Genomic DNA, 22,283 nt, shown 5'->3' with positions numbered 1-22,283 from the left:
GCTAATACAATAAATGTAAAAACTAAAGATGAATTTGGAGCTATGGCAAAAGCTATTAATGAAAACATAGAAAAAACTAAAAAGAATTTATCTGATGAAGAGATATTTATCAAGCAAGCTGATACATTTGTAGATAAGATAAAAGAAGGAGACTTCTTAGCATCATTTGAAGCAAATAGTAGTAATCCTGCTTTAAATACTCTAAAAGAAGCATTTATAGAGTTACAAGAAACATTAAACTCACTTATAGCAGATGATGGAAATAATATATTAGCTTTATTAAAATCTTTTCAAAACAAAGACTTTAGTGCTCACATAGATGACAATGGTGTTATAGCAAAAGGTGTAAATACATTAGGAGCTGAGATAAGCAGTATGCTTAAACAAAATCTATCTCAAGCAGAAAGCTTACAACAAAAATCAGATCTATTATCTAAAGCAGTAGATCAAATAACAGCTTCAGCTAAAAAACAAGCCAGTTCACTTGAAGAAAGTGCAGCTGCTGTTGAAGAGATGAGTAGTTCAATGAACTCAATTAATCAAAAAACAACAGAAGTTATAGCTCAAAGTGAAGAGATTAAAAATGTTATAACTATTATAAAAGATATATCAGAGCAAACTAACCTTCTAGCACTTAATGCTGCTATAGAAGCAGCAAGAGCTGGAGAAGCAGGAAGAGGATTTGCTGTTGTTGCTGATGAAGTTAGAAAACTAGCAGAAAAAACTGGTAAGTCATTAACTGAAATAGAAGCTAATGTAAATGTTTTAACTCAATCAATAAATGAGATGAGTGAAAGTATTAGAGAACAAACTGAAGCAATATCTATGATAAATAACTCTGTAGCTGATGTAGATGCTTTAACAAAAGAAAATGTTAATATTGCTAATAATACATTTACTATCACAAAAGAACTTGATACTATGTCTAAAGATATAGTTGATAGTGTAAGGAAGAATAAGTTTTAATTATAAATTTAGATGTTAGAGAAAACTCTAACATCTAAGTGTTTATACTAAATTTAAATCACTAAAAGCTTTTTTTAATTTCTTATACAATTTCTCAAAATCAACTCCAGCTACTCTAGTTTCACTTATGGTTGTGAAATTTGCTATCTTAATTTACTCTATTTAAAATTTTCTCTCTATTTTTCCAGTCGCTCATATGCAGGCTTAAAAAGTTATAAAATTCTTTTGAGTGGTTTGGGTGTATCAGGTGTGCTAGCTCGTGGAAAATTACATATTCTATACAAATTTTGGGCTTTTTTATAAGTTCTAGATTTAAATTTATAGATTTTTTACTAGCGTTACAGCTCCCCCACCTTGTTTTCATTTTGCGAATTTTTATCTTTATATCATCTATTTTTATGATTTTATTGTATTCATTTGCTATATTTAGAAAATAAATTAGTGCATTTTCCCTATACCATTTTTCTAAAATTTCGCTTTTTTTACTAAAATTTTCTACATTTTTAGCATATAAATTTATAAAAAACTTATCAAATTCCACCATTTCTTTACTATCTTTTATAACTCTAAGGCGGTAATCTTTACCTAAAAATTTCATACTCTCACCACTTACTAGCTCTTTTTTAGTAGTTTCAAACTCCTTAAAATACGCCTTTTTATCGTCTATCCATTTTGAGTATTTTTCTAAAATAAAATTTATATCACCATTTTTTGCCATTAGTGGCAAAACTAGTTCCACTCTACCATTTGGGCGAACTTTAAGACTAAAATTTTTAACATTTTTTCTTACTATTGTTATATTTTTAGTTTGCATAGTGATAAATCCCTATTTTTCTCATCGTTTTAGAAATTTCGTCCAAATTTTCAAATTTGATACCCATCTCATCTTCTAAATCCCACAAAATGCCTTGCAAAGCTATATCTATCTCATTTTCTATATCACTATTATTTTGCCATTCAGGATATTTTGAAAAAGCATTATAAATTTCATCTATTTTTATAGCGATTTTTTGGGTGGCTTCATCACTAACTTGATACAAAGCTTCAAGCAAATTATCATAAAAGCCCTTTAAGCTATCAGTTTTGATATTTTGTGGATAAATTTTTATCTCCTTTTTGCCAGTGATTAACTCTTTTAAATTTATGATTTGATTTAGTTTCTCTTCTTCATTTATTCTTTTTTCTTCATACTCTTTTATTATCTCATTTAGTCTATTTGAAATATCATTATAAAAAGCTGGGTTTGAGTTTAGTTTCTCGCTTATTACGGCTGCGATTGCACTTGATATTATTTGTGCTTTTGCGTTTAAATTTTTGGCTTTTTTAACTTCATCATCAAATTTTATATCAAAAATATCAACCAACTCCCCAAGTGGCCCTATCTCGCCAACGCCTATATATCTATCTAAAAGCTCTCTCATCTGTTTTTCATACTCTTTAAAGTCAAGCTTTTCGTGGTATCTAATTTGTGCTATCTCTCTTAAATTTAGATAAAATTTAATCTTTTCTTTAAATTCCTTTATCTCATCATCACTAAAAACCTTTTTTTGAGTAGTCATTACAAGCTTAAAGGATTTTATAAATTTAAGCAGATTATTCTTGAATTTAGCCCTTTTTTCGCTATCGGCTAAAACTAAAACATAGCTTTCCAAGTCATTTTTATGCTTAGCTTCTTCAAAAATTTCGTTTAAATGTGTATAAAAAGTTTTAGTTTTAACTAGCTCTTTTTTGATATCTATGACAGCTCCTATTATATCTATCTCATCAAAGCCGCTTAAACACTCATACGCACTAAGCGAACTACTAAGTTCTTCTAAAAGCCCGCGATAATCAACGATAAGCCCATACTCCTTGCCTTTATAAAGCCTATTTACTCTTGCTATGGCTTGAAGCAGGTTATGCTCTTTAAGCGGTCTATCTATATAAAGCACACTAGCAGGCGGTGCGTCAAAGCCGGTTAAAAGCTTATTTACAACGATTATTAAATCTAAATCCCCGCTTATAAAGTCACTTTTAACCCTATTTAAAAAATCTATCTCGCTACTAAAATTTAAAAGCAGTTTTTTATACTTATCAGTTATAAATTTCTTATCTCCGCCGTCATTTTCTTCGCCGTCATTTCCAGAAATTACAAAGATAGTTTTTAAATCATTAAAATGTTTTTCAAAAATTTGATGATATTTTATCGCTTCATATCTTGAATTTGCTACCAGCATAGCCTTCGTGCCAAATGGTTTTACCGCACTTTTAAAATGCTCATATATATCAAAAGCGATTATTTCTAATCTTTGCTCACTTGAAGCTATTTTTTGAAATTTCGCCCACTCTTTGGCTAAAAGATCTTTTTCATCATCGCTTAAATTTCTGCTAATCATATCAAATTTTCTATTTAAGGAATTTTCATCCAAAATTCCTTGCTTTGCAAATCTACTCTCATATAAAAGTGGCACGACAACGCCGTCTTTTACAGCGTCATCTATGGTATATCGATGAATTTCTCCACCAAATTTTAAAAAACTGCTTTTTTCTCTTTTTAAAAGCGGCGTGCCAGTAAATCCTATAAAACAAGCATTTGGCAAGTAGCTTTTCATACTATCGTGCAAATCCCCGCCTTGTGTTCTATGAGCTTCATCAACCAAAACAAAGATATTTGAGTCTGTTAAAATATCTTTTTCATATTTATTAAATTTATTTATAAGCGTTGTTATAACGCTTGCACCACTTTTTAGTTTGCTTATAAGATCTGCTCCGCTTGTGGCTTTCAATGGTTTTATGCCAGTATTAAAAAAAGTATCTTTTAACTGCTCTTCCAAGTCTGTTCTATCAGTTACTAAGATGATTTTAGAATTTTTATAAGTTTTGATTAAAATTTTACTTAACATTACCATTGTAAGGCTTTTTCCGCTTCCTTGCGTGTGCCAGATAAGCCCACCTTTTCTCTTGCCATTTTCTAAATTTTTAACTCTTTTTAGGGTGTTTTTTATACCAAAATACTGCTGATAGCGACAAATTTTCTTAACATTTGCGTCAAAAATGATAAAATTTTCTATAAATTCCAAAATTCTCTCTTTTCTAGCCAGTGCAAAAATGCTCTCATCTAAAACAGAAATTTCTCTATCATCTATAAGTTTTCTTAACTCATCTTTTAAGCCATCTTCTTTCCAAATGGCGTATTTTTCCCTTTGTGTTTGAGTTGTAGCGTATTTTGCTTCGTTTGAATTTCCTGCCATTGCAATTTGTATAAATTTATAAAAATTTTGAATATTATCTTTATTTTGTTCGTTTAAAATTTGCCTTACGCCGTTATCTACGCTTTTTAAAGAGCTTTTAAGTTCTATAACCATAATAGGAATTCCATTTATAAAAGCTACCAAATCAGGTCTTGAAGTTTTCTTTTTTTGGTGTTGATTTGCGTTTAAAATTTCAAACTCTTCTGTTATATAAAAGTCGTTATTTTCGGGATTTTTAAAATCAATGAAATTTATATCAAAGCTTTTTTTACTTCCATCGGCTAAATTTTCTATCTGGCTTGTCCCATAAAGAAGCAAATTTGTAATCTTTTTATTTGCGATATTTAGCCCTTCATTTAAGGAAATATTAAGATCATTTATAGCTTTTTGTATGTTTTTAGGCGAGAATTTATAAAATTTATCTTTATATTCATAAGAGTTTATCTCGCTTAGCTTTTTAACTAAAATTTCTTTAAAAATTACTTCGTTTTTATCATTATTTCTAAAAGTTAAATTCTCACTTCTGCTTATAAATTTATAACCCATTTTTACAAAAAGCTCAATTGTTTGATTTTGAAGTGCATTTTCGCTGGTATCTGGTGTCATTCTTGCTCCTTAAAGTCATCATCTGAAAATAAACTAGGTGTTTTATAGCTGTTTTTAATTTTATTTCGTTTTTTTACTATTCCTTTATGAGTAAATTCCCAATCGCTTAAAGTATCTCGTTTTGTCTCATATACCTTACTAACTCTGTAAGTTCTATTTTTGCTTTCATTTCCAAAATCATCATATGTTTTTGTAATATTTAATTCACAAATTATGAAAGAACCATTACCAAAATCATATCTTCCATCAATAACATCATTTTTAAATTTGCTATCACCCATACTAAAATCTATATTTTCACCATTATAAATTCCACGCCATTTATGTTTGCCTTCTTTTAAAACAGGTGATATAAGTTCTATACTTGCTTCTTCATCTATTTCTATTTCTTTACCATCAGTTAGTATAAAATTTCTAAATTCTGTTCTTTTAACAACAAATTCATCGTTTTTTGTTTCTCCAAAGCCAACAGCTTCTATTTTTTCATATTTTTCTATTTTTGTATAATAGTTTGAAAGTGGTCTTGCTACTTTTTGCTCTAATTTATTATTATCTATTTTTTCTGCATTTTCATTTTGTAGTTTTGAAATTTCTAGTTCTAATTTCTTTAACTCAAGTTTACCTTTTTTATATTCACCACTCAAAATATATTTTATCAATCTTATAATTTTATCGACTGTGTATGTTAGCAATGTTGATGCTACTGGATGAGACTCTATTATATCCAAAACTTCAATAAATCCACCCTTTTCTGGAACTCTGCTTTCTAATTTTATTTCAATATTTAATGCAGAACTAATAACATTAATTATACTTAAAAAATCTTTTTCTATACTATTTCTTACAAGAGTATTTATTGAATGAGAATTGTCATTTAAATAATAATGAACTATAAATTGACTTTCGTAACTTTCATTTTTCATTTTACTCTAACCTTTCCTGTTAATAAATTTTGCATAACGCCTTTTTTTAACTCTTTTAAATTTTCTAGTTTTTTATTTAAAATTTCTATCTCATCATCAACTCTACTTAAAATTTCAGCGATTTTCTTCTGTTCGTCTAAATTTGGAAGTTTGATTTTAAAATTTTTCATATCTTTAAAATTTAAAGTTTCTCTAACACTTCCAGCTAAATATTTATATAAATTTCCAGTAAAATTATGGCTTTGCAACCAATAATTTAAAAAATTTTTATCTATACCGCTTAAACATTTAAAAACTATATACATAGGGCTTAAAATTCCTACTTCAAATTTTTCAAGCAAAGCAATAGAGCCAACATTAATCCTTGAAGGATTATAGGCAAAATTTCCTTTTTTAATTATTTTATAATTACTAGTATCTTTACTTGCTACTTTTTTATCAAAATAATTACTTTGTTCTACAAAGCCAAATTTATTTGTAACGCTTAAAACCAAATTTATATTATCTGAATTTTTTTGTGATTTTTCTTGTATAAAATTTCCAAGTTTAACTTCTTGCCATTTGTCTTTGAAATTTGGGAAGCGAATTTTGGCTGTGAGTAAATTTTGCATTAGGGCTTTTTTAAATTTGGTTTTTTGTGATATTAAATTTGAAGTTAAATTTATAGCTGTGTCAAATTCGCTTAAAATTTCAGCGATTTTTGTTTGCTCTTTTAATGGTGGAAGCGGGATTTTTATATTTGATAAGTTATTTTTTGAAATACCTAAAACAGAAATTCCGGTTGCTAATCTATTGATTTCTTTTTTTACAACCTGACAATAAAGTATATATCCTTTATAGCCGTTTGCAAAATTTTTATTTTTATCTCTTAATAAAAATGTATGCAAACCAGCAACGGCTTTAGTAGTTAAATTTTTAATTTCAACGCTTTTTGCTATGTCTTTATAATCCTCTGAAGCATCTACGACAACCAAATCGCCATTTTTTATAAATTCAACATTCCCTTTTAATTTTTTTAAGCTGATTTTAGGTAAATTTGAAATTGAAAAATCAATGAAATGTTTATATTTGGTATGAATTTCTCCATAATGTATATATGAAATTTCATCATCAAAATTTAAATCTGTTCTTGAATTTGTAAAGGTTTTTAAAAAATCAAAAACATCTCCCAACTTCACAACTTCCCACTCGTTTGGAATTATCCCTAAACTTATTTTTTTGTAGCCTTGTTTCATTTTTTATCTTCCAGTTTTTTTACAAATTTATCAAAGTCAATTTCTGCTTTACTTTTTTCATTTATTGTTTTAGCTTTATATTTTTCATATTCATCGCTTGCTTTTTTAATAGCTTGTGAGTGTGAAATTTTACCTTTTGTTTGAAGCACATCAAAGCTTGACAAATTTAAAAAATCATCAAGTTTTTTTATCCAATCTCTCATTTTCATTACTTTTCTTCTTTTTGCTTGAAGTTCTGCAAACTCAAGATATGATGAAACTATGCCATTTAAAATTTCTAGTTCGTTTTCGTTTAGGTAGTTTTTAGCTATTATCGCCTCTTTTTTAGTAGGTTTATATCCACTAAAATTTGTCATTCCCATAAATGGTTTTGAGCTATCTGCTCTTTGAAAGATTATTTCAGCGGCTGTTTGTCCGTGTGTGGCAAAGTGCATTTTGTTTTGAATAGTTTTAAAAAATTCTTTTGAAATTTCATCTCTTGGGTCATAATCAACGCTAGTAGCATAAATATCAAGTACCTTTTGCCAAAATAATTTTTCACTACTTCTTATATCTCTAATTCGTTCTAAGAGTTCATCAAAATAACTATTTTTAGCCTGTTTTAGCCTTTCATCATCCAATACAAAACCTTTAATGATATATTCTTTAAGGGTTTTTGTCGCCCATTGTCTAAATTTAGTAGCAATGTTTGATTTTACTCGATAACCTACAGAAATAATCATATCTAAGTTGTAATGCTCTATCTGTCTTTTTACATTTCTTGTTCCTTCTTTTTGAACTATTAGGAATTTCCTAATAGTTGAATCTCTTTTAAGTTCGTTTTCTAGATAGATATTTTTGATATGTTCATTTATGGTAGCAGTCGTTACATCAAATAATTCTGAAAGCTGTTTTTGTGATAGCCAAACGGTTTCGTTTTCAAGCATTACTTCAAGGTTTGTAACACCATTTTCATCCTGATAAATAATAATCTCACTCATTTTATAGCCCTAACTTCCTTAAATACTCATTTATCTTATTTTGCGATAACTTTAACTCATGTTCAAGGCGTGAAATTTCATCTTTGGTGGTTTTTATGTCGATTAGCTCTTCTTCTTCGTAAGTATCAACATAGCGTGGTATATTTAGGTTAAAATCATTTTCTTTTATCTCATCAAAGCTGACCTTGTAGGCGAATTTATCTATATTTTGGCGAGATTTGTAAGCATTTACGATTTTTTCGATATGGCTTTTTGTAATGGTGTTTTGGTTTTTACCTTTTTCATAGTCTTTGCTTGCATCTATAAAAAATATGTCGTTATTTGATCTATTTTTCTTAAAAATCATAATACAAGCCGGGATACTTGTGCCAAAGAAAAGATTTACAGGAAGTCCGATAACTGCGTCAAGTAAGTTTTTTTCTATAAGTTTTTGGCGAATTTTACCTTCTTTTGATCCTCTAAAAAGCACACCGTGTGGTAAAATAACACCCATAGTTCCATTTTGATTTAAAGAGCTAATCATATGCAAAACAAAAGCGTAATCGCCCTTGCTTTTTGGCGGAATTCCAAATTTAAACCTATCAAAAATGTCATTTTTTGCCTCTTCTTCACCCCATTTATCAAGGCTAAAAGGTGGATTAGCAATAACTATATCAAAAGTTTTTAAAGCCCCATTTTCCAAATGTAGTGGATTTCTTAGCGTATCGCCCCATTCAATTATGGAATCATTTATTTCGTGTAAAAACATATTCATCCTACAAAGTGCGTGAGTTTGGCTGTTTTTTTCCTGTCCGTAAAGGCGAAAAATTCCTGATTTAATCTCTTTTGCTGTTTTAATAAGAAGTGAGCCAGATCCACAAGTTGGATCGTAAATAGAACTTCCCTCTTTTGGCTGGACAAGTTTGGCTAAAAGCGTTGAAACTCCACTTGGTGTGTAAAACTCGCCACCTTTTTTGCCTGAACTTTCTGCAAAGTGAGCTATAAGATACTCATAAGCATCACCTATAATGTCGTTTCCAACTAGCTTTGATGGGCGTAAGTCAAGCCTTTCATCGTTAAAATCTTCAAGCAAATTTTTAAGTATGGCGTTTTTTTCTTTGGTATCGCCTAAGGTTAATTTGTCGTTAAAATCGATATTTCTAAAAATTCCAGCCAGTTTTTCGCTATTATCTTCTTCTATTTTTAAAAGGGCTTTGTTAATGATTTCGCCGATATTTACTTCATCTTTTTTAGAGATGAGATACTCAAAACTGCAAGTTTCATCAAGTTTAAATTTTTCTAATTTTAGTCTTTGTTTGATTCTTTCTTTGTTGCCTTTTAGATCTTTTGAGAGAATTTCAACCTTTTCTTTGTAAAAATCGGATAGATATTTTACGAAAAGCATAGTTAAAATGTAGTCTTTATAGTCGTTTGCATCCATTGTCCCACGAAATGTATCACAAGCTTTCCAAACAATGTTGTTTATGGTGTTTTGAGAAGTTTTTTGCATATTAAATTCCTTGTTCTAAATTTTCTATTATAAATTTTTGGACTTTTTTATTTTGGGTTATCAGGTTTTTTAAAATTTGATTATTTTTTCTAAATTCTTGTAGGCATTTTACTAAATACTCTTGCTTTTGCAAAGAAATTTTAGGAATGTTTATATTTTCTAAATTTTTTATATTTATGGTAGGTATAGAAGTTCCGGAAATATCTTTTAAAAGACGCCTTTTAACGACGCTACTATTTAAATAATGAGCTATAAAAAGTGGGTTAAAATTTTTTACTCTTATTTTTGCTACTAATGATGAATAAATCAAATTTGGATAATCTTTATCTATATAAATAGCGAAATTTGGCTCCCTAAGCCTAACCAAAATATCGCCTTTTTGCGCCAAATACTGAGTTAAATCTTCATTTGCAATGAAATTTTCTGCAAATTCGTGGTTATAAACTGCATCGTCGTTAAAATCTTTTAAAGAGATAACTTTATAGTTAAATTTATCTTTATCTTTTGAGCTAGCTTTTTTGCGATTAAGCAAAAGCCCAACGCTTATAGTTGCTATATCTTTAAGTTTTAAATTCATTTTTAACTTTCTTTTTTGATTTTGTATTGTATCTTGTTTTAGTTATATTGTCAAATAATACAAAATTAAAATATTATAGATTATTTTTTGAGATAAAAAGCCATAAAACTTAACATCTAAGCGTTTATACTACACCACACTTCATAAATTTACTATACATAAAGTAAAAATAAGTTATCATTTCACAATATAAATTTAACAAAAGAGATGATATGAATATAGTTTTTATGGGAACTCCAGATTTTGCTAAAAATATTTTAAAAGAGCTTTTATTAGAGAATTTTTGTATTAAAGCTTTAGTTTGTGCTGAGGATAAAGCTGTTGGCAGAAAGATGATATTAACACCACCTGATACTAAAAAATTTATTTTGCAAAATTATCCTAGCGTAGAAATTTTGCAGCCCAAAACACTCAAAGATAAAACTATAGTAGAGCATATAAAAAATTTAAATCCTGATTTTATAGTTGTTGCTGCTTATGGAAAAATTTTACCAAAAGAGGTTTTAGATATCGTACCTTGTATAAATTTACATGGCTCAATTTTACCGAAATATCGTGGTGCAAGTCCGATACAATCTATGATTTTAAACGCAGATAATCTCTTTGGTGTAACTGCTATGAAAATGGGCGAGGGGCTTGATAATGGGGATATGCTAGGTTTTAGTATGTGTGAAAATAACGGGCAAAACTCAACTGAGCTTTTTGAAATGCTTTCAACAATGGCTGGAAAATTATGTGTAAAAGTGTTAAGAAACTATGATAACATTATGCCTTTAAAACAATTTGATGCTATTTCATCTAGCTGTGTGAAAATTAAAAAAAGTGATGGTGTTATAAGTTTTGATAATAATATAGATGATGTGATGAGTAAATTTAAAGCTTATTTTGGTTGGCCTGGAATTTATTTTGAAAACGGCTTAAAACTTTTAGACATAAGAAAAAACTCAAATAAAAATATCGATAAAAAAGGAATTATAACAAATATAACAAAAGATGGTTTTTGTATGTCTTTTAATGGCGGCGAGTTAGAGATTTTATCTCTTCAAGAAGTTAGTAAAAAAGCGGTATTGGCAAAAGATTTTATAAACGGAAAAAGGCTAAAAGTTGGTGATGGAATTTGTTGATGAGATAGATTCAACTCAAAAAGAGCTTTGCGAAAGAGTGAAACATGGCATTGTCAAAGAGCCATATTGCATAGTTACAAAATCCCAAACTAGCGGTATTGGAAGTAGGCAAAACAGCTGGATAAGTGAAAATGGAAATTTATATTTTTCTTTTTGTGTAAAAAAAATTCATCTTCCAAATGACATAAAAGATGTTTCTGTTTCTATATATTTTTCTTGTATTTTAAAAGAAATTTTAAATGAATTTGGCTCAAGAGTCTGGCTAAAATGGCCTAATGATTTTTATATAAATGATAAGAAAATAGGCGGCACAATTACTACAAAAATAAACGATTTTTTTATTTGTGGCATAGGTTTAAATTTAGTTAATTGCCCAACAAATGCGGCTTTTTTAGATATAACATTAAGTGCTAATGATATAGTTTATGCTTTTATAGATAGATTAAAAAAAAGAATTTCATGGAAGCAAATTTTTAGTAAGTTTTTGATAGAATTCCAAAAATCAAGAGAATTCACATTTCATAATGAAAATAATGAGTTAATTAGTTTAAAAAACGCTATTTTATGCGATGATGGTTCTATTTTGATAAATAACAAAAGGATGTATTCGTTAAGATGAGTGAAATTATAGCTATTGCAAATCAAAAGGGTGGAGTAGGTAAAACCACAACGGCTGTAAATCTAGCAGCTTCTTTGGCTGTTGCAGAAAAGAAAGTTCTTCTTATAGATGTAGATCCACAAGCAAACGCAACCACTGGAATGGGATTTAGTAGAAGTGATTACGAGTATAATATTTATCATGTTTTAACTGGTAGAAAAAAACTTTCTCAAATCATTTTAAAAACAGATATCCCGACACTTTTTTTAGCACCTTCAAATATAGGTTTAGTTGGTATTGAACAAGAGATTAGTGAAAAAGATAGCAAGCTAATACTAAAAAACAAAATAGCTGAAATTTTAGATGATTATGATTATATAATCATAGATTGTCCGCCTGCTCTTGGTAGTATAACTATAAATGCTCTTAGTGCTAGCGATAGTGTTATTATACCGATTCAGTGCGAGTTTTATGCACTTGAGGGACTTGCTCTTATATTAAATACGGTAAAAATAATTAAAAAAACTATAAATCCTAAGTTAAATATTAAAGGATTTTTACCAACTATGTTTAGCTCACAAAATAATCTTGCAAAAGAAACGGTGGCAAATTTACAACAGCATTTCAACAACAAGCTTTTTAAAGATGATAATGATGCTTTAGTAGTAATTCCAAGAAATGTTAAACTAGCAGAAAGCCCAAGCTTTGGTAAACCTGTCATACTCTATGATATCAAATCACCTGGCTCTCAGGCATATCAAAGTTTAGCATATTCGATAATGAGTTAAAATGGCAAAAAAACCAAGTTTAGGAAGAGGCTTAGAGGCTATATTAGGTGATGTTGAAGAGGCTTATGTAAGAGAGCTAGAAAGTGGTTCTAAAAGCGATATGGTTTTAGAATTACAAGTTAGTAAAATACTTCCAAACCCATTTCAACCTAGAAAAAATTTTGATAAAAACGCACTTGAAGAGTTGGCTGCTTCTATACAAAAACATGGTCTGTTGCAGCCAATAGTAGTTAAGCAAGATGGCGAAAATTATGTAATAATAGCTGGCGAAAGAAGATTTAGAGCAACTAAAATTTTAGGTAAAGAGACTATAAGAGCTATAGTGGCTGATATGAAGTCTCAAAATTTAAGAGAACTTGCTTTGATAGAAAATATTCAAAGAGAAGATTTAAATCCAATAGAACTTGCAAACTCATATAAAGAACTCATAGATGAGTATAATATAACACAAGATGCTCTTGCAGACATAATTAAAAAATCTCGTGCTCAGATAACAAACACTCTTAGGCTTTTAACACTAGATGATAAAACAAAGCATTATTTGAGTATAGGAGAAATTTCGCAAGGTCATGCAAAGATAATGGTAGGATTAAGCAAAAACGATGAGCTTGCTGTTTTAGATACGATAATAGGTCAAAAGCTTAGTGTTAGAGATACTGAAAATTTAGTAAAAAATATAAAAAATCAAAAAATAGATAAAAACAAAACAAACACTTCTAAAAACATTAATTACATAGATGAGTTTAATATATTAAAAATAGCACTCAATGAAATAGGTATAAATAGCACACTTAAAGGCAAAAATATAATTTTAAAATTTAATGATATCGATAGTTTAAAAAATTTAATTGAAAAAATAAAGTAAAAATGGTAAAATTACCAATTTTAAATTTTAATTTTCTTATAATAAAGGGGATTTTGTGTTAGAATTTGATATTCGTTTAATGATATTTACAGCTATAGTTTTTTTATTTCTAATAGCTCTTTTAAATAAAATTTTGTATAAACCTGTAATAGCATTTATGGATAAAAGAGAAGCTTCTATAAAAGAAGATGAGAAAAATGCAACTAGGAATGATGACGATATTAACGCATATATTGTAAAATCAAATGAGATAATAATTAATGCTAAGAATGAAGCAAATAAGATAAAACAAGATACGCTTAATGACGCTAAAGAAAAAGCACTTAAAGAACTTGATAATAAAAAAGTAAATTTAGAAGAAGATTATAGTAATTTTATATCAGATTTAAATAAACAAAAAGAAGAATTTAAAGATAGTTTATTGTCTAAACTTCCTGAATTTAAAGATAGTTTAAACGATAAATTTGCAAAAATTTAAGGAGGGTAAATTTGAAAACCAAGATACTTTTTGTATTGTTTGTGCCGATATTTCTTTTCAGTGCTACTTCTGATGCACCAAAAGATTATGATATAGTGCCAAGAACTATAAATTTTATTATATTTGCAGCGATACTATACTATTTAATTGCACAGCCTTTAAAGAATTTTTTTATAAATAGAAGTAATGGTATAGCAAAAAGATTAGAAGCTATTTCAGAAAAATTAAAAGATTCAAAAAACAAAAAAGAAGCAGCTATAAAAAGAGTTGATGAAGCAAATGTACTTGCAAAAGATATTATCAATACTGCACATAAAGAAGCTGAAAATTTAAAAAAAGGCGTTGAAAAAGATTTATCTCAAGATATAGCAAATTTGATTAAAAATTATGATAATCAAAAAGAATTTGAAAAACGCAAGATGACAAAAGAAGCTGTTTGTAAAGTTTTGGATGAAATTTTTGCAGAAAAAAATCTAAAACTAGATCAAAGCGATTTGGTTGATATTGTTCTTAAGAAGGTTGGATAATGAGCGATCAAGTTTCTAAAAAATATGTTAAAGCCATTTTAAGCGAGTTTAAAAACGAAGAATTAGACTATGTTATATCAACACTAAATGACATAAAGTCAGCTTTTTTTATAGAAAAATTTAATTATGTGGTAACTTCACCAATGCTAAATAACTCTCAAAAAGCAGCTTTTATATTGTCATTAGTTGATAATCCCAATTCTAAATTTATAAATTTTATAAAATTATTATCTGAAAATAAAAGATTAACAATAATACCTAGTATAGCAAAAGAGTTAAACCACGCAAATGCTATATCTAAAAAAATATATAAAGGTGTGGTTTATACTAAATTTAATCTTTTGGACGAACAAAAAAAACTTTTAGAAGATAGTTTTTCAAAGAAATTTAACGCAAAAGTTGTATTTGATTTTTATACAAATGATTTTAATGGTATAAAAATTAGCATACCAGATCTTGGTGCCGAGATTAATTTTTCTATCGATAGGCTCAAAGATATGATGAGTGAATATATATTAAAAGCAATATAAAAGGAGTAAAATAGTGAGTGAAAAAATTAAAGTTGAAGAAATTAGCTCTATAATCAAAGAAAGAATTGAAAATTTTGATTTTAGTGTTGATATTGAAGAAACTGGCAAGGTAATATCTATAGCCGATGGCGTTGCATCTGTTTATGGCATAAAAAATGTTATGGCAAATGAGATGGTTGAGTTTGAAAATGGAACAAAGGGTCTTGCTTTAAACCTAGAAGAAAATAGTGTTGGTGTAGTTGTTTTAGGAAGTTGTGCTAACATAAAAGAAGGTCAAAGTGTAAAAAGACTTGGCAAACTTCTAAGAGTTCCTGTTGGTGACGCTCTTATAGGAAGAGTTGTAAATGCTCTTGGTGAACCAATAGACGGCAAAGGTCCAATAGAAGCAACAGAAAGTAGATTTGTTGAAGAAAAAGCAAAAGGTATTATGGCTAGAAAATCTGTTCATGAGCCACTTCAAACAGGTCTTAAAGCTGTTGATGCACTTGTTCCAATCGGTAGAGGACAAAGAGAGCTTATCATAGGCGATAGGCAAACAGGAAAAACTACAGTTGCAACAGATACTATCATAAATCAAAAAGGCGGAGATGTTATTTGCATATATGTGGCAATAGGTCAAAAACAATCAACCGTAGCTCAAGTTGTTAAAAAACTTGAAGAGTATGGTGCTATGGATTATACTATAGTAGTAAGTGCTAGTGCAAGCGAGGCTGCTGCACTTCAATACATCGCTCCTTATGCAGGGTGCACAATGGGTGAGTATTTTAGAGATAATTCAAGACATGCTTTGATAATATATGATGATTTAAGCAAACACGCAGTAGCATATCGTGAAATGTCGCTTATCTTAAGAAGACCACCGGGAAGAGAAGCGTATCCTGGAGATGTTTTTTATATTCACTCAAGACTTTTAGAAAGAGCAAGTAAATTAAGCGATAAATTAGGAGCTGGCTCACTAACAGCGCTTCCTATTATAGAAACACAAGCAGGGGATGTTTCTGCTTATATTCCAACTAATGTTATTTCTATTACAGATGGTCAAATTTATCTTGAAACAAATCTTTTTAACTCAGGTGTTAGACCGGCTATAAATGTTGGACTTTCTGTATCAAGAGTTGGTGGTGCAGCTCAGATTAAAGCTATTAAAAAAGTTTCAGGAACCTTGAGACTTGACTTGGCACAATATCGCGAACTTCAAGCATTTGCACAATTCGCAAGTGATCTTGATGAGAGCAGTAGAAAGCAACTTGAAAGAGGACAAAGAATGGTTGAGATATTAAAACAACCTCCTTATTCACCTCTTGGTATTGAGAAACAAGTTGTTATAATATATGCAGGAAGCCAAGGGTATTTAGATGATATTCCAGTATCTGCTATATCTAAATTTGAAAATGAGCTTTATCCATATATAGAAGCAAAATGTCCTGAACTTTTTGAGCAAATTTTAAATAAAAAAGCACTTGATAAAGAAATAGAGGAGTTGCTTATTAAAGCATTAAATGATTTTAAGGCGACTTTTGTAGTTGAATAAGGTTAGAAATGTCAAATTTAAAAGAGATTAAAAACAAGATAGTCAGTGTTAAAAATACCGAAAAGACAACTAAGGCTATGAAACTTGTTTCTAATGTTAAACTCAAAAAAGCTAAAGAAGCGGCTAGAAAATCTAGTGCTTATGCTATTAAAATAAACGAGATTTTAAGCGAAATATCATATGAATTAAAACAAAATGCGATTTCACTTAATGAAAGTAATTTTTTTAATGCAAGCAAAGAGGTAACAAAGGTGGATATTATTTTTGTTACTTCCGATAAAGGTCTTTGTGGCGGCTTTAATATGAATACTATTAAAACCGTAAAAGAACTTATAAATGAGTATAAAACCAAACAAGTAAAAATAAGACTTAGAGCTGTTGGAAAAAAAGGTATAGAATATTTTAAATTTCAAGGCGTAGATCTTTTAAAAACATATGTCGGGGTTAGCTCTTCGCCTAATTATGAAAAAGCTATAGAGATTATAAATGATGCTATTAATGATTTTGAAAAAGGTTTAACAGATAAAGTTATTTTGGTCCATAACGGATATAAGAGCATGATAGCTCAGCAAATTAGAATCAACGATATAGTTCCTATAGAACCTATATCAGCATCTGATATTGTAAATAAATCTACTTCACTTCTTGAAATAGAAGCTGAAGATAAAAATGCACTTATGACAGAACTAATTAAGAAGTATTTTGAATATAGCATGTATTTTTCATTAATAGACAGCTTGGCAGCTGAACATAGTGCTAGAATGCAAGCTATGGATAGTGCTACAAGTAATGCAAAACAGAGAGTTTTTGAACTAAATTTAGAATATAACAAAGCTAGACAAAGTTCTATTACTACAGAGCTTACTGAGATTATCAGTGGCGTTGAATCAATGAAATAAAGAAAAGGAGTTATATGAAAGGAATAATCAGTCAGGTTATGGGACCTGTTGTAGATGTTGATTTTAATGATTATCTGCCTAAAATTAACGAAGCAATAGAAGTTAATTATGAATTAGATGGTAAAAAAATAAGACTTATTCTTGAAGTAGCTGGACATCTTGGCGATAATAGAGCAAGAACCATTGCTATGGATATGAGTGATGGTTTACAAAGAGGATTAGAAGTTACGGCTCTTGGTGCTCCTATAACAGTTCCTGTTGGAGATAAAGTTTTAGGTAGAATGTTTAATGTTGTAGGTGACTTAATAGATGAAGGTGAAGTAACAGATTTTGATAAAAGATGGGCTATCCATAGAGATCCTCCTTCGTTTGAAGATCAAAGTACAAAAAGTGAAATTTTTGAAACAGGTATAAAAGTAGTTGATCTTCTTGCACCTTATGCAAAAGGTGGTAAAGTTGGCTTATTTGGTGGTGCTGGCGTTGGAAAAACAGTTATCATAATGGAGCTTATACATAATGTTGCATTTAAACACAGCGGTTATTCAATTTTTGCCGGTGTTGGAGAGAGAACAAGAGAGGGAAATGATCTTTATAATGAGATGAAAGAGTCTGGTGTTTTGGATAAAGTTGCCTTATGTTATGGACAAATGAATGAACCACCAGGAGCAAGAAACCGTATAGCATTAACAGGTCTTACAATGGCTGAATATTTCCGTGATGAAATGGGGCTTGATGTGTTGATGTTTATAGATAATATTTTTAGATTTTCTCAATCAGGTTCTGAAATGTCAGCGCTGCTTGGTAGAATTCCATCTGCTGTTGGTTATCAACCAACATTAGCAAGTGAGATGGGAAAACTTCAAGAAAGAATTACTTCCACTAAAAAAGGCTCAATAACATCTGTTCAAGCTGTTTATGTGCCAGCGGACGATTTAACTGATCCTGCACCTGCAACAGTTTTTGCTCATCTTGATGCGACAACGGTTTTAAATAGAAGTATAGCTGAAAAAGGTATTTATCCAGCTGTTGATCCGCTTGATTCAACTTCAAGAATGTTGGATCCGCAAATTGTTGGCACAGATCATTACAATATTGCTCGTGGCGTTCAACAAGTATTGCAAAAATATAAAGATTTGCAAGATATAATAGCAATTCTTGGTATGGATGAATTAAGCGAAGAAGATAAACTTATAGTTGATAGAGCTAGAAAAATAGAAAAATATTTATCGCAACCTTTCTTTGTTGCTGAAGTTTTTACAGGCAGTCCTGGAAAATACATAACACTACAAGAGACTATAGAAGGCTTTAAAGGTATTTTAGAAGGAAAATACGACGATTTACCTGAAAATGCTTTTTATATGGTTGGAAATATAGATGAGGTTATAGCTAAGGCTGAAAAAATTAAACAAGCTTAAGGAATAGATAGTTTATGGATACATTAAAATTAGAAATTGTAACTCCTGATGGTATGATATTTTCAAATGATGTAAAATCGGTAGTTATTCCTGGAGCAGAGGGTGAGCTAGGTATTTTACCTAGACACGCTTCTTTGATAACGCTTCTTAAAGCAGGGGCAATAGTTATAGAAGATATAAACGGTTCTCATGAAGTTGTTGCTATAAACTGGGGATATGCCAAAATAGATGAAAATCATGTTAGCATATTAGCAGATGGAACTGTTTATGTTTCTGGAAATAACGATAGTGAGCTCGCAAAATCTTTAGAAGATGCAAAAGAACTTATAAGTAGTATGAGTAGTGATAGCGTAGCCATGGCTTCAACTATGTCAAAAATAGATAGCATAGTGAGAAAACATTAGTGGGTGGCTTAGATATATTTTTTGATTACTTTTTAAGAAGTAGTTTTATAACTATTTTTGTCTTAACATGGTTGTCTATATATTTTATTGTAAGTTTTACTATACTTATATCTAGACTAATTGGGCTTAAAAAATGGATTAGCGATGAACAAAGTGCCTTAGAATCCCTTTTGATGGGAAGTAAGGTTGTTCCTATTAATACTATATTAAAAAAATGTACTTCTGGTAAGATTGCAAAAGAAAAATTAAATATTTGTATAAGTAAAGCCCAAAAAAACTCCACAAGTGGATTAACTTGGCTTAGTATTATAGCTTCTACATCACCTTTTATAGGGCTTTTTGGCACTGTTGTTTCTATATTAGAAACTTTTTCTAAATTAGGACAAAGCGGCGGTTCTATAAGTGTAATAGCACCAGCTATTAGCGAGGCATTGGTTGCAACCGGATGTGGTATTTTCGTTGCTATTCCTGCTTATACTTTTCATCTTATACTTAAGAGAAAGTCATATGAACTTATGTATGTTATAAATAATGAAGCAGATATCATTTTGGCTAACTCCAAAGAGGATTAATGACTACATTTGAGGAAGATTCACCAGAGTTAAATATAACTCCGCTTGTTGATATAATGCTAGTTTTATTAGCAATACTTATGGTTACGGCTCCTACTTTGGTTTATGAAGAACACATTACTTTGCCAGATGGTTCAAAAAGCACTGCAAACCAAAGCAAGTCTAAGGATTTAGTTATTAGAGTTGATGTCAATAAAAAGGTTTATATAGACCAAAGCACAATGTCTATAATGGAACTCCCCGATAATATAATGCTTTTATCTTCAAAATATGATAAAGAATCACCCGTTTATATAAAAGCGGATAAAAATTTATTATATGATGATGTTATGTTTGTATTAAAAAGTGTTAAAAATGCTGGCTTTACAAAGGTAGCTTTACAAACAAATGGTTAAAAATGATAATAGTGTAAAATATCCAGTTTTTAGCTCTTTTTTCTTTTCTTTTTTTATATATTTAACTCTTTTGTTGTTACTTTTTTTTAAAATAACACAATATAAAGAAGAGGCAAAAAAATATACAGACTCATTGGATGCTTTTATGGATGTTGTTGTAATTGATAGCCAAATAGAATCAAATACACCAAAAGCACCAAAACCAAAAGAGGAAAAGCTAGTTGAAGAAAAACCAGTTGAGGCTCAAAAAATAGATGAAGTGGTAAAAGAACAAACTACTATGAAAGAACCTAAACCTCAAAAAGAAATTAAAGAAGTAAAAGAGGTTAAAAAAGAACTACCACCCCCACCAAAGCCAAAGGAAGAACCAAATATTCAAGATTTGTTTAAAGCGGTAGATACATCCAAGATAAAAGATACAAAAACACAAAAGAAAGAAGTTACTAAAAAAGAAGAGGTTTTATCGCCACAAAAAGTTCAAAGTAGAAAAAAGAGTGATAATGATACTACAACTACTAAAAAGTCTGCAAGCGATCTTGTAAAAGGTCTAGAAATAGATCAAGTTGCAAAGTCGCCAAAGGCACAGAGCACTGGTATATATGATCCTTTTTATGGAGCAATTACAAGGATACTTGAACAACATTGGAGGGTTTATCGTGCACAAACAGATAATACAGCAGAGGTTGAAATAAATATAGATAAATATGGTAAATTCAGCTACAATATAGTAGGATTATCTCCTGATAATGAATTTAACCAAAAGGTTAAAAAATTCTTAGCAGATATGCAAAATGTTACATTTCCTCCAGCTCCAGCTGGTAAGGACAATGTTATTAAAGTAGTTTTAGAAGATAAAACAGTAACGGAGTGAGTATGAAAAAAATTTTCTTAGTAATGGTTATGGTGATTAATTTATTTGCAGTAGATGCTACTATGTCAATAGTTAATCAGGGTGTAGTTTTGCCAAAAATAGTTGTTCAAGATGCGACAACAGAAGTCAGCGATGAAGCGTTAAAACAGAAGTTTTTTAAGCTAGTTGTAGGAGACTTAAAAGTTGGAGCTACTTTTGAAGTTTTAGATGAGTATATAACAAGTAGTTATGCTGGTAATCCTGTTAGTAATGTTATGAGCGAAAAAGGTGCACAAATTATATATAGATATGCACTACAAGGCTCAAAAAATTCTAGCTTAAAATTAAATGTAAAAATAATAGATCCAAAAAAAGCTCAGGTTAGATATGAAAAAGTGTATGATATATCAAATGGCGAAAAATACCCATATCTAGCACATAAAAGTGTTATGGATCTTATAGATAATCTTGGAATGTCTCCAGTAAAATGGATGGCTAATTCTATAATTTTTGCAAGGGAAGTTTCTCCTATGAGAAGTGAAATTATAATAGCTGATTATACTCTTACATATCAAAAAACTATATTGAGAGATGGTCTTAATGTATTTCCAAAATGGGCAAACAATGAGCAAAGTGCATTTTATTATACTAAATATAATAAAGCAAATTTGTCTATTTATAGATATGATTTAAATAGTGGCAAAAATACAAAAATAATAGATGGGGATGGTATGCTTGTTGCTTCTGATGTGAGTGAAGATGGATCAAAACTTCTTTTAACCATAGCTCCACATGATCAACCAGATATCTATCTATATGATTTAAGAAGTAAGAATTTAAAACAATTAACTGATTATAAAGGTATTGATGTTAATGGAAATTTTGTTGATAATGATTCAAGAATAGTTTTTGTAAGTGATAGGCTAGGATATCCAAATATATACTCTCAAGGCATTAATGATAAAGCAGTAGAGCAGATGGTTTATCAAGGTAGAAACAATAACTCAGTAAGTACATATAAAAACTATATAGTATATTCTAGTAGAGAAGATAGTATAGGTCAATTTGGTACTAGGGATTTTAATTTATATCTAATATCAACACAAACAAATTATGTTAGACAATTGACATCTGGTGGTAAAAATAACTTTCCAAGATTTTCTAGCGACGGCGGAAGCATAATCTTTATAAAAGATATGGGTGGACAGACAGCTGTTGGTATAATAAGAGTAAATGAAAATAAAAGTTTTCAATTTCCTTTAAAAATTGGTAGAATTCAATCAGTAGATTGGTAGAATTTT

Annotated in this window: 22 protein-coding genes and 1 pseudogene; 16 read left to right on the top strand and 7 right to left on the bottom strand. The window is 29.6% G+C overall.

Translation table 11 applies throughout. From position 1 onward, the window contains the following. Positions 1-438: 438 nt before the first annotated feature. Positions 439-966 (top strand): annotated as a pseudogene (locus CSPT_RS09530) (methyl-accepting chemotaxis protein); the annotation flags it as partial. 148 nt (positions 967-1,114) lie between these two features. Here CSPT_RS09530 and CSPT_RS08510 read toward each other — a convergent pair. The 7 genes from CSPT_RS08510 to CSPT_RS08480 are packed head-to-tail and all read right to left on the bottom strand — an operon-like array spanning position 1,115 to position 10,006. Then, positions 1,115-1,780, bottom strand: coding sequence for a M48 family metallopeptidase (locus CSPT_RS08510; RefSeq protein ID WP_089183189.1), 666 nt, complete (start codon positions 1,778-1,780; stop codon positions 1,115-1,117). Then, complete coding sequence (locus CSPT_RS08505; RefSeq protein ID WP_089183188.1) at positions 1,770-4,802, bottom strand: type I restriction endonuclease subunit R; 3,033 nt, start codon at positions 4,800-4,802, stop codon at positions 1,770-1,772. The genes CSPT_RS08510 and CSPT_RS08505 overlap by 11 nt, the downstream gene beginning before the upstream one ends. Next, complete coding sequence (locus CSPT_RS08500; protein WP_089183187.1) at positions 4,799-5,725, bottom strand: hypothetical protein; 927 nt, start codon at positions 5,723-5,725, stop codon at positions 4,799-4,801. The genes CSPT_RS08505 and CSPT_RS08500 overlap by 4 nt, the downstream gene beginning before the upstream one ends. Further along, on the bottom strand, positions 5,722-6,960 hold the full coding sequence (locus CSPT_RS08495; RefSeq protein ID WP_089183186.1) for a restriction endonuclease subunit S: 1,239 nt from the start codon (positions 6,958-6,960) through the stop codon (positions 5,722-5,724). The genes CSPT_RS08500 and CSPT_RS08495 overlap by 4 nt, the downstream gene beginning before the upstream one ends. Next, the gene (locus CSPT_RS08490; RefSeq protein WP_089183185.1) at positions 6,957-7,940 is read right to left on the bottom strand and encodes a virulence RhuM family protein; all 984 of its coding nucleotides are present in this window, start codon (positions 7,938-7,940) and stop codon (positions 6,957-6,959) included. Before CSPT_RS08490 ends, CSPT_RS08495 begins: the two co-directional genes overlap by 4 nt. A gap of 1 nt (position 7,941) precedes the next feature. Then, a complete protein-coding gene (locus CSPT_RS08485) occupies positions 7,942-9,429 on the bottom strand; it encodes a type I restriction-modification system subunit M (protein WP_089183184.1) in 1,488 nt (495 codons plus the stop codon). 1 nt (position 9,430) lies between these two features. Then, positions 9,431-10,006 (bottom strand): restriction endonuclease subunit S, encoded by a 576-nt coding sequence (locus tag CSPT_RS08480; protein WP_089183183.1) that lies wholly within the window; start codon positions 10,004-10,006, stop codon positions 9,431-9,433. Positions 10,007-10,218: 212 nt separating this feature from the next. Between CSPT_RS08480 and CSPT_RS08475 the strand changes: the two genes are divergently transcribed. The 15 genes from CSPT_RS08475 to tolB are packed head-to-tail and all read left to right on the top strand — an operon-like array spanning position 10,219 to position 22,277. Further along, on the top strand, positions 10,219-11,130 hold the full coding sequence (locus tag CSPT_RS08475; protein WP_089183182.1) for a methionyl-tRNA formyltransferase: 912 nt from the start codon (positions 10,219-10,221) through the stop codon (positions 11,128-11,130). Beyond that, the gene (locus tag CSPT_RS08470) at positions 11,117-11,749 is read left to right on the top strand and encodes a biotin--[acetyl-CoA-carboxylase] ligase (protein WP_181892283.1); all 633 of its coding nucleotides are present in this window, start codon (positions 11,117-11,119) and stop codon (positions 11,747-11,749) included. Before CSPT_RS08475 ends, CSPT_RS08470 begins: the two co-directional genes overlap by 14 nt. Then, complete coding sequence (locus CSPT_RS08465; protein ID WP_033916664.1) at positions 11,746-12,516, top strand: ParA family protein; 771 nt, start codon at positions 11,746-11,748, stop codon at positions 12,514-12,516. The genes CSPT_RS08470 and CSPT_RS08465 overlap by 4 nt, the downstream gene beginning before the upstream one ends. Position 12,517: 1 nt before the next feature. Then, complete coding sequence (locus CSPT_RS08460) at positions 12,518-13,381, top strand: ParB/RepB/Spo0J family partition protein (RefSeq protein ID WP_089183180.1); 864 nt, start codon at positions 12,518-12,520, stop codon at positions 13,379-13,381. Between the two features lie 55 nt (positions 13,382-13,436). Continuing rightward, entirely contained in the window at positions 13,437-13,859 is a 423-nt protein-coding gene (locus CSPT_RS08455) for a F0F1 ATP synthase subunit B family protein (RefSeq protein ID WP_089183179.1), read from the top strand. 11 nt (positions 13,860-13,870) lie between these two features. Then, positions 13,871-14,386, top strand: a complete 516-nt coding sequence (locus CSPT_RS08450) for a F0F1 ATP synthase subunit B (RefSeq protein ID WP_089183178.1) — start codon at positions 13,871-13,873, stop codon at positions 14,384-14,386. Further along, positions 14,386-14,916: a F0F1 ATP synthase subunit delta gene (locus CSPT_RS08445; protein ID WP_089183177.1), complete on the top strand. Its 531-nt coding sequence runs from the start codon at positions 14,386-14,388 to the stop codon at positions 14,914-14,916. The genes CSPT_RS08450 and CSPT_RS08445 overlap by 1 nt, the downstream gene beginning before the upstream one ends. A gap of 13 nt (positions 14,917-14,929) precedes the next feature. Beyond that, positions 14,930-16,447 (top strand): F0F1 ATP synthase subunit alpha, encoded by a 1,518-nt coding sequence (gene atpA, locus CSPT_RS08440; RefSeq protein ID WP_089183176.1) that lies wholly within the window; start codon positions 14,930-14,932, stop codon positions 16,445-16,447. Positions 16,448-16,455: 8 nt separating this feature from the next. Beyond that, positions 16,456-17,346 carry an ATP synthase F1 subunit gamma gene (gene atpG, locus CSPT_RS08435; protein ID WP_089183175.1) on the top strand — a complete coding sequence of 297 codons (891 nt, stop codon included), beginning with the start codon at positions 16,456-16,458 and terminating at the stop codon, positions 17,344-17,346. Between the two features lie 14 nt (positions 17,347-17,360). Next, entirely contained in the window at positions 17,361-18,761 is a 1,401-nt protein-coding gene (gene atpD, locus CSPT_RS08430) for a F0F1 ATP synthase subunit beta (protein WP_089183174.1), read from the top strand. Positions 18,762-18,775: 14 nt separating this feature from the next. After that, positions 18,776-19,165 carry an ATP synthase F1 subunit epsilon gene (gene atpC / locus CSPT_RS08425; RefSeq protein WP_089183173.1) on the top strand — a complete coding sequence of 130 codons (390 nt, stop codon included), beginning with the start codon at positions 18,776-18,778 and terminating at the stop codon, positions 19,163-19,165. Beyond that, on the top strand, positions 19,165-19,737 hold the full coding sequence (locus CSPT_RS08420) for a MotA/TolQ/ExbB proton channel family protein (protein ID WP_089183172.1): 573 nt from the start codon (positions 19,165-19,167) through the stop codon (positions 19,735-19,737). The genes atpC and CSPT_RS08420 overlap by 1 nt, the downstream gene beginning before the upstream one ends. Further along, a complete protein-coding gene (locus CSPT_RS08415) occupies positions 19,737-20,132 on the top strand; it encodes a biopolymer transporter ExbD (protein ID WP_089183171.1) in 396 nt (131 codons plus the stop codon). The genes CSPT_RS08420 and CSPT_RS08415 overlap by 1 nt, the downstream gene beginning before the upstream one ends. Continuing rightward, positions 20,125-21,003, top strand: coding sequence for a TonB C-terminal domain-containing protein (locus CSPT_RS08410; RefSeq protein WP_089183170.1), 879 nt, complete (start codon positions 20,125-20,127; stop codon positions 21,001-21,003). Before CSPT_RS08415 ends, CSPT_RS08410 begins: the two co-directional genes overlap by 8 nt. Before the next feature lie 2 nt (positions 21,004-21,005). Continuing rightward, positions 21,006-22,277: a Tol-Pal system protein TolB gene (gene tolB, locus CSPT_RS08405; RefSeq protein ID WP_089183169.1), complete on the top strand. Its 1,272-nt coding sequence runs from the start codon at positions 21,006-21,008 to the stop codon at positions 22,275-22,277. The last annotated feature ends 6 nt before the right edge of the window (positions 22,278-22,283 follow it).

This window comes from Campylobacter sputorum subsp. sputorum (assembly GCF_008245005.1).
GTDB lineage: Bacteria > Campylobacterota > Campylobacteria > Campylobacterales > Campylobacteraceae > Campylobacter_F > Campylobacter_F sputorum.
The sequence above is the reverse complement of the archived record's forward strand: the minus strand, read 5'-3'. Positions and strand labels throughout refer to the sequence as shown.

Bases quoted from the DNA above. Each gene is read 5' to 3' on its own strand.
- CSPT_RS08490 (WP_089183185.1), bottom strand. From the start codon at position 7,940: ATGAGTGAGATTATTATTTATCAGGATGAAAATGGTGTTACAAACCTT.
- CSPT_RS08410 (WP_089183170.1), top strand. From the start codon at position 20,125: ATGGTTAAAAATGATAATAGTGTAAAATATCCAGTTTTTAGCTCTTTT.
- CSPT_RS08510 (WP_089183189.1), bottom strand. From the start codon at position 1,780: ATGCAAACTAAAAATATAACAATAGTAAGAAAAAATGTTAAAAATTTT.
- CSPT_RS08465 (WP_033916664.1), top strand. From the start codon at position 11,746: ATGAGTGAAATTATAGCTATTGCAAATCAAAAGGGTGGAGTAGGTAAA.
- CSPT_RS08500 (WP_089183187.1), bottom strand. From the start codon at position 5,725: ATGAAAAATGAAAGTTACGAAAGTCAATTTATAGTTCATTATTATTTA.
- tolB (WP_089183169.1), top strand. From the start codon at position 21,006: ATGAAAAAAATTTTCTTAGTAATGGTTATGGTGATTAATTTATTTGCA.
- CSPT_RS08445 (WP_089183177.1), top strand. From the start codon at position 14,386: ATGAGCGATCAAGTTTCTAAAAAATATGTTAAAGCCATTTTAAGCGAG.
- CSPT_RS08485 (WP_089183184.1), bottom strand. From the start codon at position 9,429: ATGCAAAAAACTTCTCAAAACACCATAAACAACATTGTTTGGAAAGCT.
- CSPT_RS08495 (WP_089183186.1), bottom strand. From the start codon at position 6,960: ATGAAACAAGGCTACAAAAAAATAAGTTTAGGGATAATTCCAAACGAG.
- CSPT_RS08415 (WP_089183171.1), top strand. From the start codon at position 19,737: ATGACTACATTTGAGGAAGATTCACCAGAGTTAAATATAACTCCGCTT.
- atpC (WP_089183173.1), top strand. From the start codon at position 18,776: ATGGATACATTAAAATTAGAAATTGTAACTCCTGATGGTATGATATTT.
- atpG (WP_089183175.1), top strand. From the start codon at position 16,456: ATGTCAAATTTAAAAGAGATTAAAAACAAGATAGTCAGTGTTAAAAAT.
- CSPT_RS08475 (WP_089183182.1), top strand. From the start codon at position 10,219: ATGAATATAGTTTTTATGGGAACTCCAGATTTTGCTAAAAATATTTTA.
- atpD (WP_089183174.1), top strand. From the start codon at position 17,361: ATGAAAGGAATAATCAGTCAGGTTATGGGACCTGTTGTAGATGTTGAT.
- CSPT_RS08505 (WP_089183188.1), bottom strand. From the start codon at position 4,802: ATGACACCAGATACCAGCGAAAATGCACTTCAAAATCAAACAATTGAG.
- CSPT_RS08460 (WP_089183180.1), top strand. From the start codon at position 12,518: ATGGCAAAAAAACCAAGTTTAGGAAGAGGCTTAGAGGCTATATTAGGT.
- CSPT_RS08480 (WP_089183183.1), bottom strand. From the start codon at position 10,006: ATGAATTTAAAACTTAAAGATATAGCAACTATAAGCGTTGGGCTTTTG.
- CSPT_RS08470 (WP_181892283.1), top strand. From the start codon at position 11,117: ATGGAATTTGTTGATGAGATAGATTCAACTCAAAAAGAGCTTTGCGAA.